This is a genomic window from Amycolatopsis sp. NPDC048633, assembly GCF_040650695.1.
Classification (GTDB): domain Bacteria; phylum Actinomycetota; class Actinomycetes; order Mycobacteriales; family Pseudonocardiaceae; genus Amycolatopsis.
Genome location: NZ_JBEZHS010000004.1, coordinates 334,921 through 350,687 on the forward strand (window position 1 = coordinate 334,921; position 15,767 = coordinate 350,687).

Genomic DNA, 15,767 nt, shown 5'->3' on the forward strand with positions numbered 1-15,767 from the left:
GGTCACCACTCCCCGAGGTGCGTCATCCGCTCCGCGACCCGCTCGGGGGTGGGGTGCGGGAGGTGCCCGGCCAGCTTGCCGTCGGCGAGGAAGAGCACGCCGTGCGCGGCCGAGGCCGCGACCGGGTCGTGGGTCACCATCAGCACGGTCTGGCCCATGCCGTCGACGACGGCGCGGAGCAGATCGAGGACCTGCCGCGCGGTGCGGGTGTCGAGCGCGCCGGTCGGCTCGTCGGCCAGCACGACGTCGGGCCGGGCGATGAGCGCCCGGGCGATCGCGACGCGCTGCTGCTGCCCGCCGGACAGCTCCGCCGGGCGGTGCTCCAGCCGCTTCGCCATCCCGACGCCTTCGACGATTTCGCGCAGCCACTGCGGGTCCGGTTTGGTGCCGGCGAGCCGCAGCGGCAGCGTGATGTTCTGCAGCACGTTCAGCGACGGCATCAGGTTGTAGGCCTGGAAGACGAACCCGACCCGGGAGCGCCGCAGCCGGGTCAGCTCGTTCTCCTTCAGCCGCCCGATCTCGGTGCCGCCGAGCAGCACCCGGCCCGACGTCGGCCGGTCCAGGCCGGCCGCGCAGTGCAGGAAGGTGCTCTTGCCCGAGCCCGACGGGCCCATCACCGCGGTGAACGTCCCCCGCGGCACGTCCGCCGTCACGCCGTCCAGTGCGGTGACGGCGCCGTCACCGGAGCCGTACACCTTCCGGACCCCGGCCAGTTCCAGCGCGTTCGCTGTCGTCATCGGTGTTCCCCTTTGTTCTGTCCCAAGGAAAACTAGGGCGGCGGGGCCGGGAGCTCGATCCTGTGGAGGGGTGGATCCGGGGTAGCGCCAGCACCACCACGGCGGTGGGGTGGGACACTGTCGGCGTGACGACCCGCCTGCGCGAGTGCTGGTCGGCGGCTCGTTACCTCGTGGTCGGCGCCGGCACGTCGCTGTTGTCGATCTTCGCCCTCGCCGGGCTCTTCGCCGTGCTGCTGCTGTGCCCGTTCGGCGTCGGCATTCCCTCGCTCGCGCCCGCGATCAAGCTGGCCCGGTGGCCCGTCGGGGTCGACCGGCGCCGGGCCGCGCGCAGGCTCGGCGAAGCCATTCCCGAGCCGTATCGAGACGGCTCCCCGCTGAAGGACCCGGCGACCCGCCGCGACCTCGCGTGGCTCGCGATCCACGCCGCGACCGGGCTGGTCCTCGGCGCCCTCGCGATCGGGCTGCCGCTGGGCGCGGTCCAGCAGGTCGTCACGGTCCTCGTCTGGCCCGCGGTGCCTGGCGGGATCGAGGGTTCGCTCGGGATCATGGTGAACTCGTGGCCGCGGGCGGGACTCGACTTCCTGGTCGCCGCCGCCATGGCCGCGGCGACGCTCTTGCTGCCGCGGGCCGCGCGCTGGCAGGCCCGGACCGCGCAGCGGCTGCTCCGGCCGGCGCCGGGCGTCGTCCTCGCCGACCGGGTCGCCGAACTGACCGCGACGCGGGCGGCCGCACTGGAGGCGCACGGCGCCGAGCTGCGCCGCATCGAGCGTGACCTGCACGACGGCACCCAGGCGCGGATCGCCGCCGTCGTCCTGCAGCTGGGCATCGCCGGCCAGCTCTACGACCGCGACCCCACCGCGGCGCGCGACCTGCTGGTCAAGGCCCAGGACACCGCGACCGACGCGCTCGCCGAGCTGCGGACGGTCGTGCGCAGCATCTACCCGCCGCTGCTGAGCGAACGCGGCCTGGCCGGGGCGGTGCGCGCGCTCGCCGAACACTGCCCGGTACCGGCCGCGGTCACCGTCGAGTACGAAACCGGCCGCCCGGCCGCGGTCGAGGCCGCCGCGTACTTCGTCGTCGCCGAAATGCTGGCCAACGTCACCAAGCACGCCGAAGCGTCCCAAGTGGACATCACCCTCGGCGGGAGCTCCGGGGTGCTGCGCCTGGACATCCGGGACGACGGCCGCGGCGGCGCCGACGAGACGCGCGGCAGCGGGCTCGCCGGGATCCGCCGCCGCGCCGAAGCCTTCGACGGAACCCTCACCCTGACCAGCCCACCCGGTGGGCCGACCGTGCTGCGAGTGGAGCTGCCATGCGGGTCGTGATCGCCGAGGACGACGCGTTGCTGCGCGAGGGCCTCGCGCTGCTGCTGAAGACGGCGGGCATCGAGGTCGTCGCCGCGTTCGACAACGCCGAGGACTTCCTGACGTTCGTCGAAGGCGACCGGCCGGACGCCGTCGTGATGGACGTCCGGATGCCGCCGACCCACCGCGACGAAGGCCTGCGCGCCGCCGTCCGCGCCCGCGAGATCCACCCGGGACTGCCGGTGCTGGTGCTGTCGGCCCACGTGGAGACGAGCTACGCGGTCGAGCTGCTCGCCGACGGCGTCGGCGCGGTCGGCTACCTGCTCAAGGAGCGGGTCGGGAAGGTCGAGCGGTTCGTCGACGCGCTCCAGCGGGTCGCGAAGGGCGGCACGGCGATGGACCCGGAGGTCATCGGCCAGCTCATGGCGCGCCGGCGCGCGGCGGACCCGCTGGCGGCGTTGACCGCGCGGGAGCGTGAAGTGCTGGCGCTGATGGCCGAGGGCTACAACAACGGCACGATCGCCGAGCTGCTCGTCGTCAGCGACGGTGCGGTGCTCAAGCACATCCGCAACATCTTCGCGAAGCTCGGCCTGCCGTCGGACGAGGGCGGCGGGCACCGCCGGGTGCTGGCGGTGCTCGCCTACCTCGGCCGCGACGCGGGGTAGCGCAGGCACCACCCCGGTTCCGGGTGCGGACGGCATCGATCCGGCGGGGCCGCGTTCGTAGTGTTCCGGTCATGACGAACGACAACGTTTCCCCCGCCCGCACCACGGCTCCCCTCGTCCTCTGGCCGGTCCTGCTGGTCGCCGCCGCGGTCAACGCGATCGGCTCCTTCACCGGACTGGCCGAGCCCCTCCGGATCACCGCCGGCGCGATCGCGACGGTCGCCCTCGTCCTGCTGGTCGTCCACTACGTCCGGCGGCGGCGGTAGCCAGCGCCGCGGCGACCAGGGCCGCGGCCACCCAGAACGGGTTCGCCGCGCCCGCGAGCACCGGGCCCGCCGTCGCGCCGACGTTCAGGGCCGCGGTGGCGTACGACCCCGCCATCGTGGGCGCACCGGTGGCCAGGCGCAGGATCCGGGTGATCACCGTGCCGCCGACCGCGAAGGACAACGCGCCCTGTGTGAAGACGAGACCGACGAGTGCCCCGGGGACCAGGGCCAGCACGATCCAGCCCACGAGCAGCAGTGAGCCGCCGATCGCGATGATGCGGCCGGGCCACCGGTCGGCGAGCCGCCCCGCCGCCGTGATGCCGGCGAAGCACCCGGCGCCGAAGGCGGCGAGCACGACCGGCGCGGCGCTGCCGGCGACCGGCGCCAGGTAGGTGAAGGCGCCGAAGGTGGCCGCGTTGACGAGCGCGCCGAGCAGGAGCACGTCGACCAGACGGCGGAGCTCCCGGAGTTCGCCCCGCAGGTCGGCGCCGCCTCCGGCCGGGGTGTCGGCGATGCGTGACACCCCGATGAGGGCGGGCAGGCACAGCACGGCGACGGTCCAGAAGGCCGAGCGCCAGCCGAAGGCGGCGTCGAGCAGCGCCCCACCGGGGATGCCGGCGACGCACGCCAAGGTCGTCCCGCCGAGGAGGACGGCGATGCCACGGCCCCGACGTTCGACGGTCAGGGCGACGGCGAGGAACCCGGCGTTGGCGACGGCGGCGACCGCCCGCGTCCCGAGCAGGACGGCGAAGGAAGTCGCCAGCCCACCAACGACGTGCGCGACGACGAAGAGGGCCAGGAAGGTTCGCAAGGCGATCCGACGACGCCAGGTCCGCGCGAGGGCGGCCATGAGCGGCGCCCCGGCGACCATCCCGGCGGCGAAGGCGGAGGTGAGGTACCCGGCCTGCGCGACGGAGACGTCGAGCGCGGCGGCGATGCCGGGTACGAGCCCGGCGAGCATGAATTCGGACGTGCCCATGGCGAACACGCCCAGGGCAAGGAGGTACAGGGACACACGAAGCTCCAGGGATCACGAAGTCGGCGGACGATTCGTGGTCACCCGGGGGCCCGGGGAAGCGGAAGTTACCGGGCTGCCGGGATGACCGACAGCCCGGCCCTGGACGCTTCGGGGCTCGCCATGATCCCGACCTTACCGGTTACGGTGAGGTGTGCTGGAACTCGAGGAGACGGTCGCGCGGCTGGACCGATGCCTGGAACCGATCGCGAAGCGTCCCGTCGACCTGTCCGACCCGGGCTGGCAGGAGAAGCTGCGCACCGCCGAGCCCCTGGACGAAGCCGGCATCCGCGCCGAAGCCGAGGAAGCGTTGCGAGCACTGCTGGACCGTTACGAGCACGGCGACGACGAGACACGCACCGCCGTGCGCGCGATGTTCGACCGGTACTCGTCGTTCTGCTGGGCCGCCCACCTCCCGGGCGCGGACTTCCGCACCCGGCTCCTGCACCTGTCGGCCCGGGACCACGGCCGCGACACCCGCGACGAAATCCTCGCGGTGAACGACATCTGCACCGAGGCGCGCGCGGCGGGTGTGGATGTCGGGCCGCTGCTGCGGGAAGTCGCGGAGCTGTCGAGCACGGTGGACAAGTACGGCATGGGTTCGATGCGGGACATCCTGTTGCGCAGCGCGGGATAGCGGGCGCAAGACGATCCCGCCGCACGTGGGCGGGGAAGCGGGGCAACTCCGTCACCAAGGACGGAGGCTGCCCAGCATCAGGTTCGCGAAGTGCTCGCCCACCTGCTCCCCCGACAGCTCGCCCTCGGCGTGGTACCACATGCCGAGGCGGTGGATGGCGCCGAAGTGGTAGTTGATCACCAGGTCGGCCGGGACGTCGTCGCGGAAGACGCCCGTGCGCTGACCTTCGGAAACCAGGTCCCGCACGCGCTCGTGGTAGGTGCGCCGCTCGGCCCGCACCTGGACCTGCTTGGACTTCTCCAGCAGGGAGAACGACTGGAAGAACACCGTCGCCGCGTCGAGGTCGGCGATGCTCGTGACGACGACGTCGGCGATGATCGCGTGCACGCGTTCGGGCAGCGGCAGGTCCGACTCGGCGATCGTCACCATCCGCCGCGTCTGCATCCGCAGCATCGCCGCGTAGATCTCGAAGAGCAGGTCGTCCTTGGACTCGAAGTAGTGGTACAGCCCACCTTTGGTGACACCGGCCTCTTCGACGATCTCCCGGACCGTCGTGGCCTCGAACCCCTTGTCGGCGAACAGGCGCACTGCCGCCCGCACGACCTTGTCCCGCACGTTCATGTCGCCACCCTATGTGAGCGGGCGGGCCGGCTCGCGCGGCGCCGCGAGCCGGCCCGGTCCTCACTTACCCAGCAGGTTCACCTGATCCGGAGTGGCGCGTTCACCGGTGTACGGCGTGATCGCCCCGGTGCTCCGGTCGGTGACCGACGGTGGCTGGATCACCGTCGTCGTGGTGTCCGGGTTGATCTTGAAGACGTACGCCCCGGTGTACCCGGAGTGCGAGTCCTTCGAGAACCCGAACGGCGTCAGGCCCGGTCCCTTGAGGGCGCCGGAGCTCATGGCGTCGACGATCTTCTGCCGCGTCGGGTCCGGCCCGGCGGCCTTCAGCGCCTGGCCGAACGTGTACGCCTGCACCATCCCGTAGAACAGTGTGTTGGTGAGCGGCTCCTTCGGGATGTACTTGTCGTGGATGCCCTTGAAGTAGGCGACCCACGGGTCGGACGTCTGCGCGACGTCGGGCAGGTAGCCGGTGCCGATCAGCCCGTTGAGCAGCTGTGCGCTGGAGACGCTGGCGCCGCCCCGCTTGGCGAAGTCCTGCAGCAGCCCGGACAGCGTCGCCGGGTCCGCGCCGATGCTGCTGACGACGAACTGCGGCTTGTACCCGATCTTCGCCGCGGCCAGGATCGACAGCGCGGTGAACGCCGGGATGCACTCGCAGACGACGACCTCGGCGCCCGCCGCCTTCAGCGCGGACAGCTGCGGCGTGACGTCGGTGTTGGCGCTGTCGTAGCCCTGCCGGGCGACGGTCTGGTCCTTCACGAACTGGTCGAGGCCGGCCTGGGTGTCGCGGCCGACGTCGTCGTTCTGCGTGAAGTACCCGATCTTCTTGCCGGCGAAGGTGTCCTTGATGTACTTGCCCTGGATTTTGCCCTCGCGGGTGTAGTCCACCTGGTAGCCGAAGGTCATCGGCGCCTTCTGCGGGTTGTCCCACGCGAGCGCACCCGAGGACACCAGCAGGTCCGGCACGCCTTCGGTGTTCAGGTAGTCGACGACCTTCGAGTGCGTCGGCGTGCCCAGGCCGCCGACGATCGCGAACACCTTGTCCTGCAGGACGAGCTTCTTCACGACCTCGACGGTCTTCGTCGGGTTGTAGCCGTCGTCCTCGACCTTGTAGTCGATCTTGCGGCCGTTGATCCCGCCGCCGTCGTTGATGGCCTGGTACACCGCGCGGGCGCCGACGGAGATCTTGCTGTACCCGGGCGCGGCCGGCCCGGTCAGCGGCTGGTGGCTGCCGATGAGGACGGAGTCCTTGGTGACGCCGACGGCCGAGTCGGCGGCCTGCTGGCCACCGCCGTCGCTCTCCCCCGCACCGCCGCACGCGCTGAGCGCGAGCGCCAACACCGCGATTCCCGCGACGGTTCTAGTGGTTCTCATGGTTCTCCTTCTTTTCGGCGGTTCGACGGAGAAGCCCGCGTAGCCGTTGGAACCCGCCCTGGATGCCGCGCGGGAAGGCGAGCACGACGACGATGAGGATCACGCCGTACACCGCGAGCGGGAGGTTGTTGGCCACGTCGGTGTTCAAGTGCAGGACGTCGGCGAGGTCCTCGGACCACGCCTGGAAGTACACGAGGGCGACCGCGCCCCACAGCGCGCCCCAGAGGGAGCCCAGCCCGCCCAGCACCACGGCCGCCAGCAGGCTCAGCGACAGCGCGGGGGTGAACGAGCCGGGTGCGGCGGTGCCGAGCAGGAACGCCTGCAGGCCACCGGCCAGGCCGCCGCACACCGCGCTGATCAGGAACGCGAGGATCTTCGTGCGGCCGACGGCGATCCCGCTCAGCGACGCGGCGACCTCGTCGTCGCGGACCGCCCGGAAGTCGCGCCCGAGCCGGCCGCGGACGACGTTCACCACCATCACCAGCGCGATGAGCACACTGAGCCAGACGATCCAGGTCTGCCAGCGCAGCTCCGGGATGACGCCGACCAGCCCGGCCGGTCTGCTGTGGACGGTGAAGCTCAACCCGTTGCTGCCGCCCAGGAAGTCCTGGAACCGGCGGGTCAGCGCGGGCAGGCCGACAGCCAAAGCGAGCGTCGCCCCGGCGAGGTACGGGCCGCGCAGCCGGGCCGCGGCGGCCCCGGCCAGCAGCCCGGCGAGCCCGCCCGCGGCCGAGGCGAGCAGCAGGTCGGCCCACAGCGGGAACGTCGGGACCCGCCGCACCAGCAGCGCCACCGTGTAGGCGCCGATGAACATGAACGCGCCGTGGCCCAGCGAAACCTGCCCGGTGAGGCCGGTGAGCAGGGTCAGCCCGGCGACCGCGATCAGGTAGTAGCCGATCGTCGCGATCCGCAGGTTGGTGAACTCGTCGGTGACCAGAGTCAGCACCACGACGACGGCGAACGCGGCCAGCGCGAACAGGACGTGGCGGAGCAGGGGCGGCAGCACCCGCTTCTTCTTCACCGTCTCGACGCGGGTTTCCGGAACACTCGTGCGCACGGTCATACCCGCCTCACCTTCGCGCGGCCGAACAACCCGCTGGGACGCACGATCAGCACGACGATGAGGATGGCCAGCGCGGCGAGCGTCACCATCTCCGGTCCGAGGTAGCCGGACACATAGGACAGTCCGACGCCGAGCACGAACCCGCCGGCGATGGTGCCGAGCGGGTTGTCCAGGCCGCCGAGCACCGCCGCGGTGAGGGCGTAGACGAAGACGCCGTCGAGGACGTTCGGGAAGAGGAACGGCGGCGTGGCCAGCAATCCCGCCAGCGAGCCGACGGCCGCGGCCATGCCCCAGCCGACGGTGAGCATCAGCCCGACCCGCACGCCGAGCGTGCGCGCGACGTCCGGGGCGAACGCGGCGGCCCGCATCCGCAGGCCGAGCGGGGTGTACTTGAACACCACCAGCACGAGCGCGGCGATCACGAGCACCACCAGCACCACGAACAGATCGTTGGCGGAGAACCGGCCGACGAAGTCGAAGGCGTACGGGTACGCCAGCGGCTCGTTGGACCAGATCATCCCGGCGATCGCCTGCAGCACCAGCAACAGGCCGAGGGTGACGATGATCGAGCTGAGTTCGGAGCGGTGCCGCAGCGGCCGGATCAGCAGCCGTTCGGTGACGACGCCCAGCAGCGTCCCGGCGACGATCGCGACGGCGAAGCCGAGCCAGTAGCTGCCCGTCGCCTTCGTCACGGAGTACGCGAGGTAGGTGGAAATCAGGGCGAGCGCGGGCTGCGCGAAGTTCACCACCCGGGTGGCCCGGTAGATGATGACCAGCGCGAGCCCGAGCGCCGCGTAGACCGCGCCGGCGGAGATCCCGCCGAGGGTCAGGTCGAAGAATTCCTGCATACCGGACCGTTCACCTCCAGGTAACCGGTTAGAGAAGCGTCAGAAGCCGAGGTAGGCGTGGCGGAGGCCGTCGTCGGCCAGCAGCTCCGCGGCGGTGTCGACGGCGACGACCCGGCCCAGCGCCAGGACGTAGCCGCGGTCGGCGATGGACAGCGCGCTGTGCGCGTTCTGCTCGACGAGCACCACGGTGAGCCCGGTCGAGCTCCGCAGGTCCCGCAGGATCCCCATGATCCGCGCGGTGATGAGCGGCGCGAGGCCGAGCGACGGCTCGTCGAGCAGCAGCAGTTCGGGCCGGCTCATCAGGGCGCGGCCGATGGCGAGCATCTGCCGCTCGCCGCCGGAGAGCGTCGAGGCGGGTTTCGCCGAACGTTCTTCCAGCGGCGGGAAAAGCTCGTACATCTCCTTGCGCGCGGCCTCGCGGTCGGCCCGGTCCCGGCGCCACAGCGCGCCCAGACGGAGGTTCTCGTCGACGGTCAGCTCGGTGATCACGCCGCCGCCCTCGGGCACGTGCGCCACCCCGCCGCGGGCGATGCGATCCGGCGCGAGCCCGGTGAGGTCCTTGCCGTCCCAGGTGATCCGGCCGCCGCGGGCGGGCTGCAGGCCGCTGATCGCGCGCAGCAGCGTCGTCTTGCCGGCGCCGTTCGCGCCGAGCACGGCGGTGATCCCGCCGCGCTCGACCTCCAGGCCGACGCCGTCGAGCGCGCGGACGGCGCCGTAGGCCACGGAAAGCTCGTCGATCTCAAGCACCGGGCGCCTCCTCGGCGGGGTCGCCGAGGTACGCCTCGGTCACGCGGGGGTCGGCCTGGATCTCGGCGGGAGTGCCCGCCGCGATCACCTCGCCGAAGTTGAGCACCACGACGCGGTCGCAGACCTGCATGACGAGGTCCATGTGGTGTTCGACGAGCACGACCGCCATCTGCCGGCGCAGCGAAAGGATCAACGTCGAGAGCTCGCCGAGCTCGGCGGCCGAGAGACCGCTGGCGGGTTCGTCGAGCAGCAGCAGGTCCGGCTCGGCCACCAGCGCCCGGGCGAGGGCGACGCGTTTTCGCACGCCGTAAGGCAGAACGCCGGGCAGCCGGTCGGCGAGGTCGGCGATCCCGAGCTCACCGAGCGTCGTCCGGGCGCGTGCGGCCAGGTCACCCTCGTCGCGCGCCGAACGTCCGGCGCCGACGAGGGCGGGGAGCACGCCGGTCTTCGAGTGGCGGCCCGCGCCGGTCATCACGTTCTCGAGCACGGTCAGCCCGGCGAACAGCCCGAGTCCCTGCAGGGTGCGGACGATCCCGAGCCCGGCGAGGTGTTCGGGGCGGTGCCGCACGAGCGGTTCGCCACGCCACAGCACCCGCCCGGCCTGGGGCCGGACGAAGCCGCAGACGACGTTGAAGAGCGTGGTCTTCCCGGCCCCGTTGGGCCCGATGACCCCGACGACGGTGCCGGCGTCGACGCTCAGCCGGACGTCGTGCAGCGCGGTGAGCCCGCCGAAGCGCACGGTGAGGCCGTCGACCACGAGCAGGCCCTCGCCAGGCGGAGCCTCACCGGACTGAGCCTCACCGAGAAGCGTCATCATCGACTCTCCTGTCTCTCCCGTCCCACCATGTGGACCAGGCCGTACCGCGCGGTCGGTATGAAGAGGGTGGGGCGCGGCGCCGGTCGTGTCAAGGTGCGAACCACCGATAACGGGATCTTCGTGATCGGTCCGTGAATTTCGGAAAAGCGGTGTGCCGGGAGAAGTCCTTACGACACAAGAGGGGCGGGTGCGCCGACGTCATGAACGACTCGTTCATGTCTTCAGACGAGGTGAACGGGTCTTTCATGACACCGCTGCGGACCCCGAACCACCCGCGCAAGAAGGGCGGGCACGCTCTTCAGCGCACCCGCCCTTCCCTCCCGTCCGCGGTCAGCCGGTGCTCGCCTGAGGGGCGATCATCGAGGAGGCGTCGACCTTTGTCTGGACGACGCCCAGCTGCTGCAACAGGTCCGGCACCCGCTGGATGCGGCGGGCGTCCAGGGTGGACCCGAACGCGGGCATCACCATCAGGCTCGCGATGTCCTGGTCCACTTTGGCGTTGCGGACGACGAGCGGCTCGATCCGCGCCCGGTCGACCGCGGCGCGCGTGGCGTTGAGCATCGCGCGCTGGAACGCGAGCATCGTCTTCGGATGGGCCTGGACCCACTTCGCCGTCGCGCCGAAGCCCGTGAGCGGGAACGACTGCGTGCTGCCGCTGGCGGCGTCGATGACCGGGTACGCGCCGGCGATCTTGGCCGACTGCGTGAGGAACGGTTCCGGCTGGTAGGCGACGTCGATGCGGCCCTGCGCCAGCGCGGTCCCCATCTCCGGCAACGGCATCGGCACCCACTGCACCTTGTCGAAGTCGACCCCGTGGTCGCGCATGACCGACCGGGTCAGCACGTCCGAGGCGGCGTTCTTCGAGCTGATGGCGATCCGCTTGCCGTTCAGGTCTTCCACCGTCTTGACCGGCGAGCTCGGCACGGTGACCAGCTCGTTGCTGCGCGGGCTCGCCGAGGTGGCGTCCGCGATCAGCTTCACGTCCGTCCCGTTGTTCTTCGCCAGGAAGAACAGGGTGTAGGTGGACAGCGCGAGGTCGTCCTGGCCGTTCGTCATCCGGGTCAGCGCCTCCTGGCCACTGGCGCCGGTGTCGGCCTGCACGTCGAGCCCTTCGGCCTTGAAATAGCCGCCTTCCTGCGCGAGCCAGAACGTGGCGAGGTCGACGGCGGAAAAGATCGCGACCCGGATCGCCGGCTTCTCGATGGCACCGCCGCTGCCGGACCCGCCTCGCTGGCTGCACGCGCTCACCAGCGCGAGGACGAGCGCGAGCACGGCGAACCGGCGCGTCGAGGCGGGTTTGGGCATGGCACTCCTCGGAAAGAATATTTCGATCACGGGAATCCGGCTCGTACAGCCGTGATCGCCGGACTGTAGATGACGATTTCCGGGTCCGCAAATATCGATTCGAGAAATCCAGAACACCGTTCAAACGCGTAATCCACTGACCGGACGGCGATCACCAGGGGAAACAAACCCACGAGAAGCCGGCACACAGCGTGATCGAAGTCCGCCATCCAGCCGAGCGCACTACAGCGGATGACCCATCCGGAAACCGATCGCCCGCGCCGCACCGGACAGCGAAAAACCAATTCTGGCCGGGTGCGTAACAAACAGATCGTCCGCGGAGACTCTGGCGGCGGAATGTGAGGGGCAGACGATGAACGTGTCGTGGAAGTACCGGCCGCCGATGCTGTCGCCGAGGTTCGCCCACGAGGTGGCGACCGTCGGGGACGACGTCTTCGTGTTCGGCGGGACCGACGGGAACGTGGGTTTCGGCTCCGTGGAGACGCGCAAGGTCACGGGCAGCGGCGCCTGGCGCTACGTCAGCCCGATGCCGACCCCGCGCGGCAACCACGCGGCCGGCGTCGTCGGCGGACTGGTCTACACCGTCGCCGGGATCACGCCGGACGAGCGCACCACCGACGTCGTCGAGGTGTACGACCCGGCGGCCGACGAATGGCGGCCGAGCCCGCCCCTGCCCGCACCGCTCGGCGCCGCATCGGCGGCCGGACTGGGCGGAAAGCTCTACGTGGCAGGGGGTTTCGTCGGGGACAACGACCCGAAGGAGCACGCGACGGACGCGGTGCTCGTCTTCGACCCGGCCACGCGGCACTGGACGCCGGTGGCCCCGATGACCACCCCGCGGGCGCGGTTCCGGCTCATCGCGACCGAGACGCACCTCTACGCGCTCGGTGGTTTGCCCAGCTGGCAACAGAACTCGCTCGACTCGGTGGAGCGGTACAGCCCGGACACCGATCGCTGGGAGGCAGTCGCGCCGATGCGCAAGCGGCGCATCGCGCCCGGTGCGGTGCGGGTGGGCGACCGGATCGTGGTGGTCGGCGGCGGTCCCGCGATCGAGGACCCGGCCGCCCGGGACCGCACGACCGAGGTCCTCGACGTCCGCACGGGGGAATGGGTGCTGCTGGGCACGCTGCTCCCCCACGGCCGGTCGTCGCTGGTCTGTGCGGCCACCCCGGCGCACCGGGTCCTCGCCATCGGCGGGAGTGCCAACCTCTACGGCAGCGTGATCACGGTGCCGGACGTGCTTTCGCTCAAGCTGCCGTGAGCGGTCAGCAGAACCAGCCGGCCTGGATCCAGCCGCGTTGATTCACGTGGCCCATCGCGTAGCCCTCAGCCCAGTCGCCGCTGGGTGAGTACCGCGACAGCTCGAAGTGGTCGCCGCGGTAGAGGGTGCCGATGATGACGCCGGCCGGCTGCGTCCGGACGTAGAGGTCCTGGGCGCAGATTTCGTGCACGGTGCCGGCCGACGCGGCGGGTGCGAAGGTGATCACCGCGGTGGCCGCGAGGGCCGCGGCCGCGATGCTGCGTGCGGGTTTCATGGGGTTCCTCCTCAGTTCAGGGCGAAGCAGTCGCGGAGCAGGAAGCCCCATTTGCTCGTGCCGTGCCAGAAGACGTCGGCCGAGTTGTGGTCCGAGGTGATGTACCGGACGCCGATGTAGTTGCCTTGCACGAGCGTCGCGATGGGGTCGGAATGTCCCTGACCGGGCGTGTAGTTGCCGAAGAGGGTGGCGGTGGCGCAGGTGATGTGCGCGGCGTGGGTCGGCACCCACGGGTCGCCGATGGTGCCGCTTCCACTTTGGACGGTCGCCTCGGCGGGCGCGACCGCCAGCCCGGCCGCGGCGACGGCCAGCAGGGTCGCCACCCAGGTTCGCTTGATCATTTCGGTCCTTTCCGGACGGCCGGAAGTGCCGTCGGGAAAGAACTACCTCCCGGCTCCGGCGGGCGGAAGCCCACGGGATGACCGGGCGTGCACACTTCGGGTCCCGCTGTGCAGCGGCGCCGGTCAGGCGATCTTCGGTGCCGCGCGCATGCCGACGTAGACGCAGCCCGTGCCGTCCTTGAGCGTCGAGAACACGACCGGCATCCAGTCGTCGCTGAACGGGCCGTCGGCGCGGCCGGCGAACACCGTGTCCGACACGGCGACGAGGTCCGACTCGATCGGCGGCGCGAGGCCGGCCATGCCGTCGACGAACGCGTACCGCAGGTGCGGGACGCCGTCGCGGTCCGAGACGGTGATCTCGACACCCTCCCGCCGGTAGGTGCCGGCCCGGTCGCCGGCGACGACCGGGAGCGGCTCCCCGGGCGGGCCGAACGGCTCCGGCAGGCGGACGCCGGCCAGTTCGCCGAGCAGTTCGCGCAGGAGGTCGGAGTAGAGCCGGCGGGCGCCGCCGCCGTTGGTCAGCAGCACGACGGCCACGCCGGCTTCCGGGGCGACGCGCAGGAAGCCGTACTGGCCGATGGTCGCGCCGTCGTGGCCGAAGCCCGGGGTGCCGTCCCAGTCGTAGAGCGTCCAGCCGAGTCCCCAGCCGTCGGAGTCGACGGTCCACTTGTCCGGGCAGTCGATCTCGCGGCGTTGCATCGCTTCGACGGTTTCCCGGCGCAGCAACCGGGTTCCGTCCGGCGCGGTGCCGCCGTCGAGGTGCATCCGGGCGAGCCGCAGGACGTCGGCCGCGGTGGCGCACAGGACGCCGCCGTACGGGCCGGCCGAGCGCGGCAGCGGGTTCCAGGCCGGCGCCGGGTCGGGGTCGGTGCCCGCTTCCCCGAGGTGTCCCATCGCGGCGCGGAACCGCAGCACGTCCTCGGGGAGCGTCACGGTGTGGGTGAGGCCCAGGGGTGCGCAGAGCCGGTCCCGCAGGGCGGCGTCCCAGGTCTGGCCGGTCAGGACCTCGACGATCCGGCCGAGGACGTTGTACCCGACGCTGCTGTAGGAGATGGCCGTCCCGGGTGGACAGTCGAGCGGGACGTCCCTGGCGGCCTCGACGTAGGCGGCGAGGCAGTCGTCGCCGCGCCCGGTGTCGTGGGTGAAGTCGCAGGTGAGACCGCTGGTGTGGGACAGCAGCTGCCGGGCGGTGATGGTCTCCGACGCCTCCGGGTCGGCGACCGTGAAGCCGGGCAGCACGTCGCGGACCGGCGCGTCGAGGTCGAGCCGGCCCTCCTCGGCGAGCTGCAGGACGAGGGTCGCGGTGTGGATCTTGGTGATCGAGCCGACCTGGAACACCGAGTCGGTCGTCGTCGCCACGCCGGTGCCGCGGTGCAGCACCCCGGTGGCGAGCTCGTGGATCTCACCGCCGGCGAGCACGGCGAGGGTCGCGCCCGGGACGTGGTGAGCGGCGCGGAGCTCGTCGAACCGGCGCTGCCAGCGGGTGTGGTCGAAGTTCATGGTGGTGTTCGCCTCCTGCGTACAGTGTTCCGCTGTTGCGCACACCGTACGCACACTCGATCGGCGTACGCAACAGGCGTACGACGTGCGCTAAGGTGGTCGGGACGGAAGGAGGCCGGATGCCGGTCGAAGAGCAGCCCGCGATGTCGGTGTGGACGCGCCCGCAGCGGCGCCGGGACCAGCCCGCGCTGAGCCGCGCGCAGATCGTGGCCGAGGCGCTGCGGCTGCTGGACTCGGAGGGCATCGAGGCGCTGAGCATGCGCAAGCTGGGCGCGCGGCTGGATGCGGGCGCGACGTCGCTGTACCGGCACGTGGCGAACAAGGACGAGCTGCTGGAGCTGGTCGTCGACGAGGTCTACGGCCAAATCGAGGTCCCGGACACGTGGGGCCGGACGTGGCGCCAGGCGGTCACGGCCTGCGCGGAGAGCGCCCGGGCGGTACTGCTGCGGCACGCGTGGATCGCCTCGGTGCTGGGCCAGGTGGGGCTCGCGTACCTGGGGCCGAACGTGATGCGGCTGAACGAGCGGATGCTGACCCTGTTCGAAGCGGGAAAGTTTTCGCCGGCCGAAGCGGACCGGGCACTGGCCACGGTGATGGCGTACGTGATCGGCACGGCGACCACGGAGGCAGCGTGGCTGACAACGCTGTCCCGGAGCGGCCGGAGCGAGCAGGAATGGGTGGACGGTCTCCGCCCGGCGCTGATCGAGGCAACGAAGCCGTACCCGCGCTTGCACGCGTTGGCGACGGCGGAGCCGGAGGAGGCGGAGAGGTCCCGAGGAGACGGGTTCCGCTACGGCCTCGACCGGGTACTGGACGGCTTGCAGACCCGCCTCCCCTGACGGCCCGGCTCCGCGGCGCCAGGCTCGGCCGCCTCACAACCCGCGGCGGCTCAGCTGAACCACGCAACCCGGCGCGACCACCTCACAACCCACGGCGCCAAGCGCCGAACCGCGCGGCCCACAGCGCCGAGCGCGGCCGCCCCACAACCCGCG

Annotated in this window: 18 protein-coding genes; 6 read left to right on the forward strand and 12 right to left on the reverse strand. The window is 71.5% G+C overall.

What is annotated here, in order from left to right; all coding sequences use genetic code 11:
* Positions 1-2 precede the first annotated feature (2 nt).
* Complete coding sequence (locus tag AB0C38_RS12140; protein WP_360670716.1) at positions 3-737, reverse strand: ABC transporter ATP-binding protein; 735 nt, start codon at positions 735-737, stop codon at positions 3-5.
* A gap of 125 nt (positions 738-862) precedes the next feature.
* Here AB0C38_RS12140 and AB0C38_RS12145 point away from each other — a divergent pair, with 125 nt between their 5' ends.
* The 3 genes from AB0C38_RS12145 (at position 863) to AB0C38_RS12155 (ending at position 2,972) form a co-directional block, all read left to right on the forward strand.
* Positions 863-2,062, forward strand: a complete 1,200-nt coding sequence (locus AB0C38_RS12145) for a sensor histidine kinase (protein ID WP_360670719.1) — start codon at positions 863-865, stop codon at positions 2,060-2,062.
* A complete protein-coding gene (locus AB0C38_RS12150) occupies positions 2,050-2,706 on the forward strand; it encodes a response regulator transcription factor (protein WP_360670722.1) in 657 nt (218 codons plus the stop codon). The genes AB0C38_RS12145 and AB0C38_RS12150 overlap by 13 nt, the downstream gene beginning before the upstream one ends.
* Positions 2,707-2,777: 71 nt before the next feature.
* Positions 2,778-2,972 (forward strand): hypothetical protein, encoded by a 195-nt coding sequence (locus AB0C38_RS12155; RefSeq protein WP_360670725.1) that lies wholly within the window; start codon positions 2,778-2,780, stop codon positions 2,970-2,972.
* Here AB0C38_RS12155 and AB0C38_RS12160 read toward each other — a convergent pair.
* Positions 2,902-3,987 (reverse strand): MFS transporter, encoded by a 1,086-nt coding sequence (locus AB0C38_RS12160; RefSeq protein WP_360670728.1) that lies wholly within the window; start codon positions 3,985-3,987, stop codon positions 2,902-2,904. The genes AB0C38_RS12155 and AB0C38_RS12160 overlap by 71 nt on opposite strands.
* 154 nt (positions 3,988-4,141) lie before the next feature.
* Here AB0C38_RS12160 and AB0C38_RS12165 point away from each other — a divergent pair, with 154 nt between their 5' ends.
* Complete coding sequence (locus AB0C38_RS12165; protein ID WP_360670731.1) at positions 4,142-4,624, forward strand: hypothetical protein; 483 nt, start codon at positions 4,142-4,144, stop codon at positions 4,622-4,624.
* Positions 4,625-4,675: 51 nt separating this feature from the next.
* Here the strand turns inward: AB0C38_RS12165 and AB0C38_RS12170 are convergent, their stop codons facing one another.
* From AB0C38_RS12170 to AB0C38_RS12200, 7 genes are all read right to left on the reverse strand, one after another.
* A complete protein-coding gene (locus AB0C38_RS12170; RefSeq protein ID WP_360670734.1) occupies positions 4,676-5,245 on the reverse strand; it encodes a TetR/AcrR family transcriptional regulator in 570 nt (189 codons plus the stop codon).
* 60 nt (positions 5,246-5,305) lie between these two features.
* A complete protein-coding gene (locus tag AB0C38_RS12175) occupies positions 5,306-6,619 on the reverse strand; it encodes an ABC transporter substrate-binding protein (protein ID WP_360670736.1) in 1,314 nt (437 codons plus the stop codon).
* Positions 6,606-7,682, reverse strand: a complete 1,077-nt coding sequence (locus AB0C38_RS12180) for a branched-chain amino acid ABC transporter permease (protein ID WP_360670739.1) — start codon at positions 7,680-7,682, stop codon at positions 6,606-6,608. Before AB0C38_RS12180 ends, AB0C38_RS12175 begins: the two co-directional genes overlap by 14 nt.
* Entirely contained in the window at positions 7,679-8,530 is an 852-nt protein-coding gene (locus AB0C38_RS12185) for a branched-chain amino acid ABC transporter permease (protein ID WP_360670742.1), read from the reverse strand. The genes AB0C38_RS12180 and AB0C38_RS12185 overlap by 4 nt, the downstream gene beginning before the upstream one ends.
* A gap of 39 nt (positions 8,531-8,569) precedes the next feature.
* Entirely contained in the window at positions 8,570-9,277 is a 708-nt protein-coding gene (locus AB0C38_RS12190; protein ID WP_360670745.1) for an ABC transporter ATP-binding protein, read from the reverse strand.
* Positions 9,270-10,091, reverse strand: coding sequence for an ABC transporter ATP-binding protein (locus tag AB0C38_RS12195; protein ID WP_360670993.1), 822 nt, complete (start codon positions 10,089-10,091; stop codon positions 9,270-9,272). The genes AB0C38_RS12190 and AB0C38_RS12195 overlap by 8 nt, the downstream gene beginning before the upstream one ends.
* Positions 10,092-10,424: 333 nt before the next feature.
* The gene (locus AB0C38_RS12200) at positions 10,425-11,399 is read right to left on the reverse strand and encodes an ABC transporter substrate-binding protein (RefSeq protein ID WP_360670748.1); all 975 of its coding nucleotides are present in this window, start codon (positions 11,397-11,399) and stop codon (positions 10,425-10,427) included.
* 352 nt (positions 11,400-11,751) lie between these two features.
* Here AB0C38_RS12200 and AB0C38_RS12205 point away from each other — a divergent pair, with 352 nt between their 5' ends.
* Positions 11,752-12,660, forward strand: coding sequence for a kelch repeat-containing protein (locus tag AB0C38_RS12205; protein ID WP_360670751.1), 909 nt, complete (start codon positions 11,752-11,754; stop codon positions 12,658-12,660).
* A 4-nt stretch (positions 12,661-12,664) separates the two neighbouring features.
* Here AB0C38_RS12205 and AB0C38_RS12210 read toward each other — a convergent pair whose 3' ends face one another.
* The 3 genes from AB0C38_RS12210 to AB0C38_RS12220 all read right to left on the reverse strand — a co-directional run bounded on the left by AB0C38_RS12210 (position 12,665) and on the right by AB0C38_RS12220 (position 14,775).
* Positions 12,665-12,934: a hypothetical protein gene (locus AB0C38_RS12210; RefSeq protein ID WP_360670754.1), complete on the reverse strand. Its 270-nt coding sequence runs from the start codon at positions 12,932-12,934 to the stop codon at positions 12,665-12,667.
* Between the two features lie 11 nt (positions 12,935-12,945).
* Entirely contained in the window at positions 12,946-13,275 is a 330-nt protein-coding gene (locus AB0C38_RS12215) for a hypothetical protein (protein WP_360670757.1), read from the reverse strand.
* A 123-nt stretch (positions 13,276-13,398) separates the two neighbouring features.
* Positions 13,399-14,775, reverse strand: coding sequence for a serine hydrolase domain-containing protein (locus tag AB0C38_RS12220; RefSeq protein WP_360670760.1), 1,377 nt, complete (start codon positions 14,773-14,775; stop codon positions 13,399-13,401).
* A 119-nt stretch (positions 14,776-14,894) separates the two neighbouring features.
* Here AB0C38_RS12220 and AB0C38_RS12225 point away from each other — a divergent pair, with 119 nt between their 5' ends.
* Positions 14,895-15,614 (forward strand): TetR/AcrR family transcriptional regulator, encoded by a 720-nt coding sequence (locus tag AB0C38_RS12225; RefSeq protein ID WP_360670762.1) that lies wholly within the window; start codon positions 14,895-14,897, stop codon positions 15,612-15,614.
* Positions 15,615-15,767: the final 153 nt, after the last annotated feature.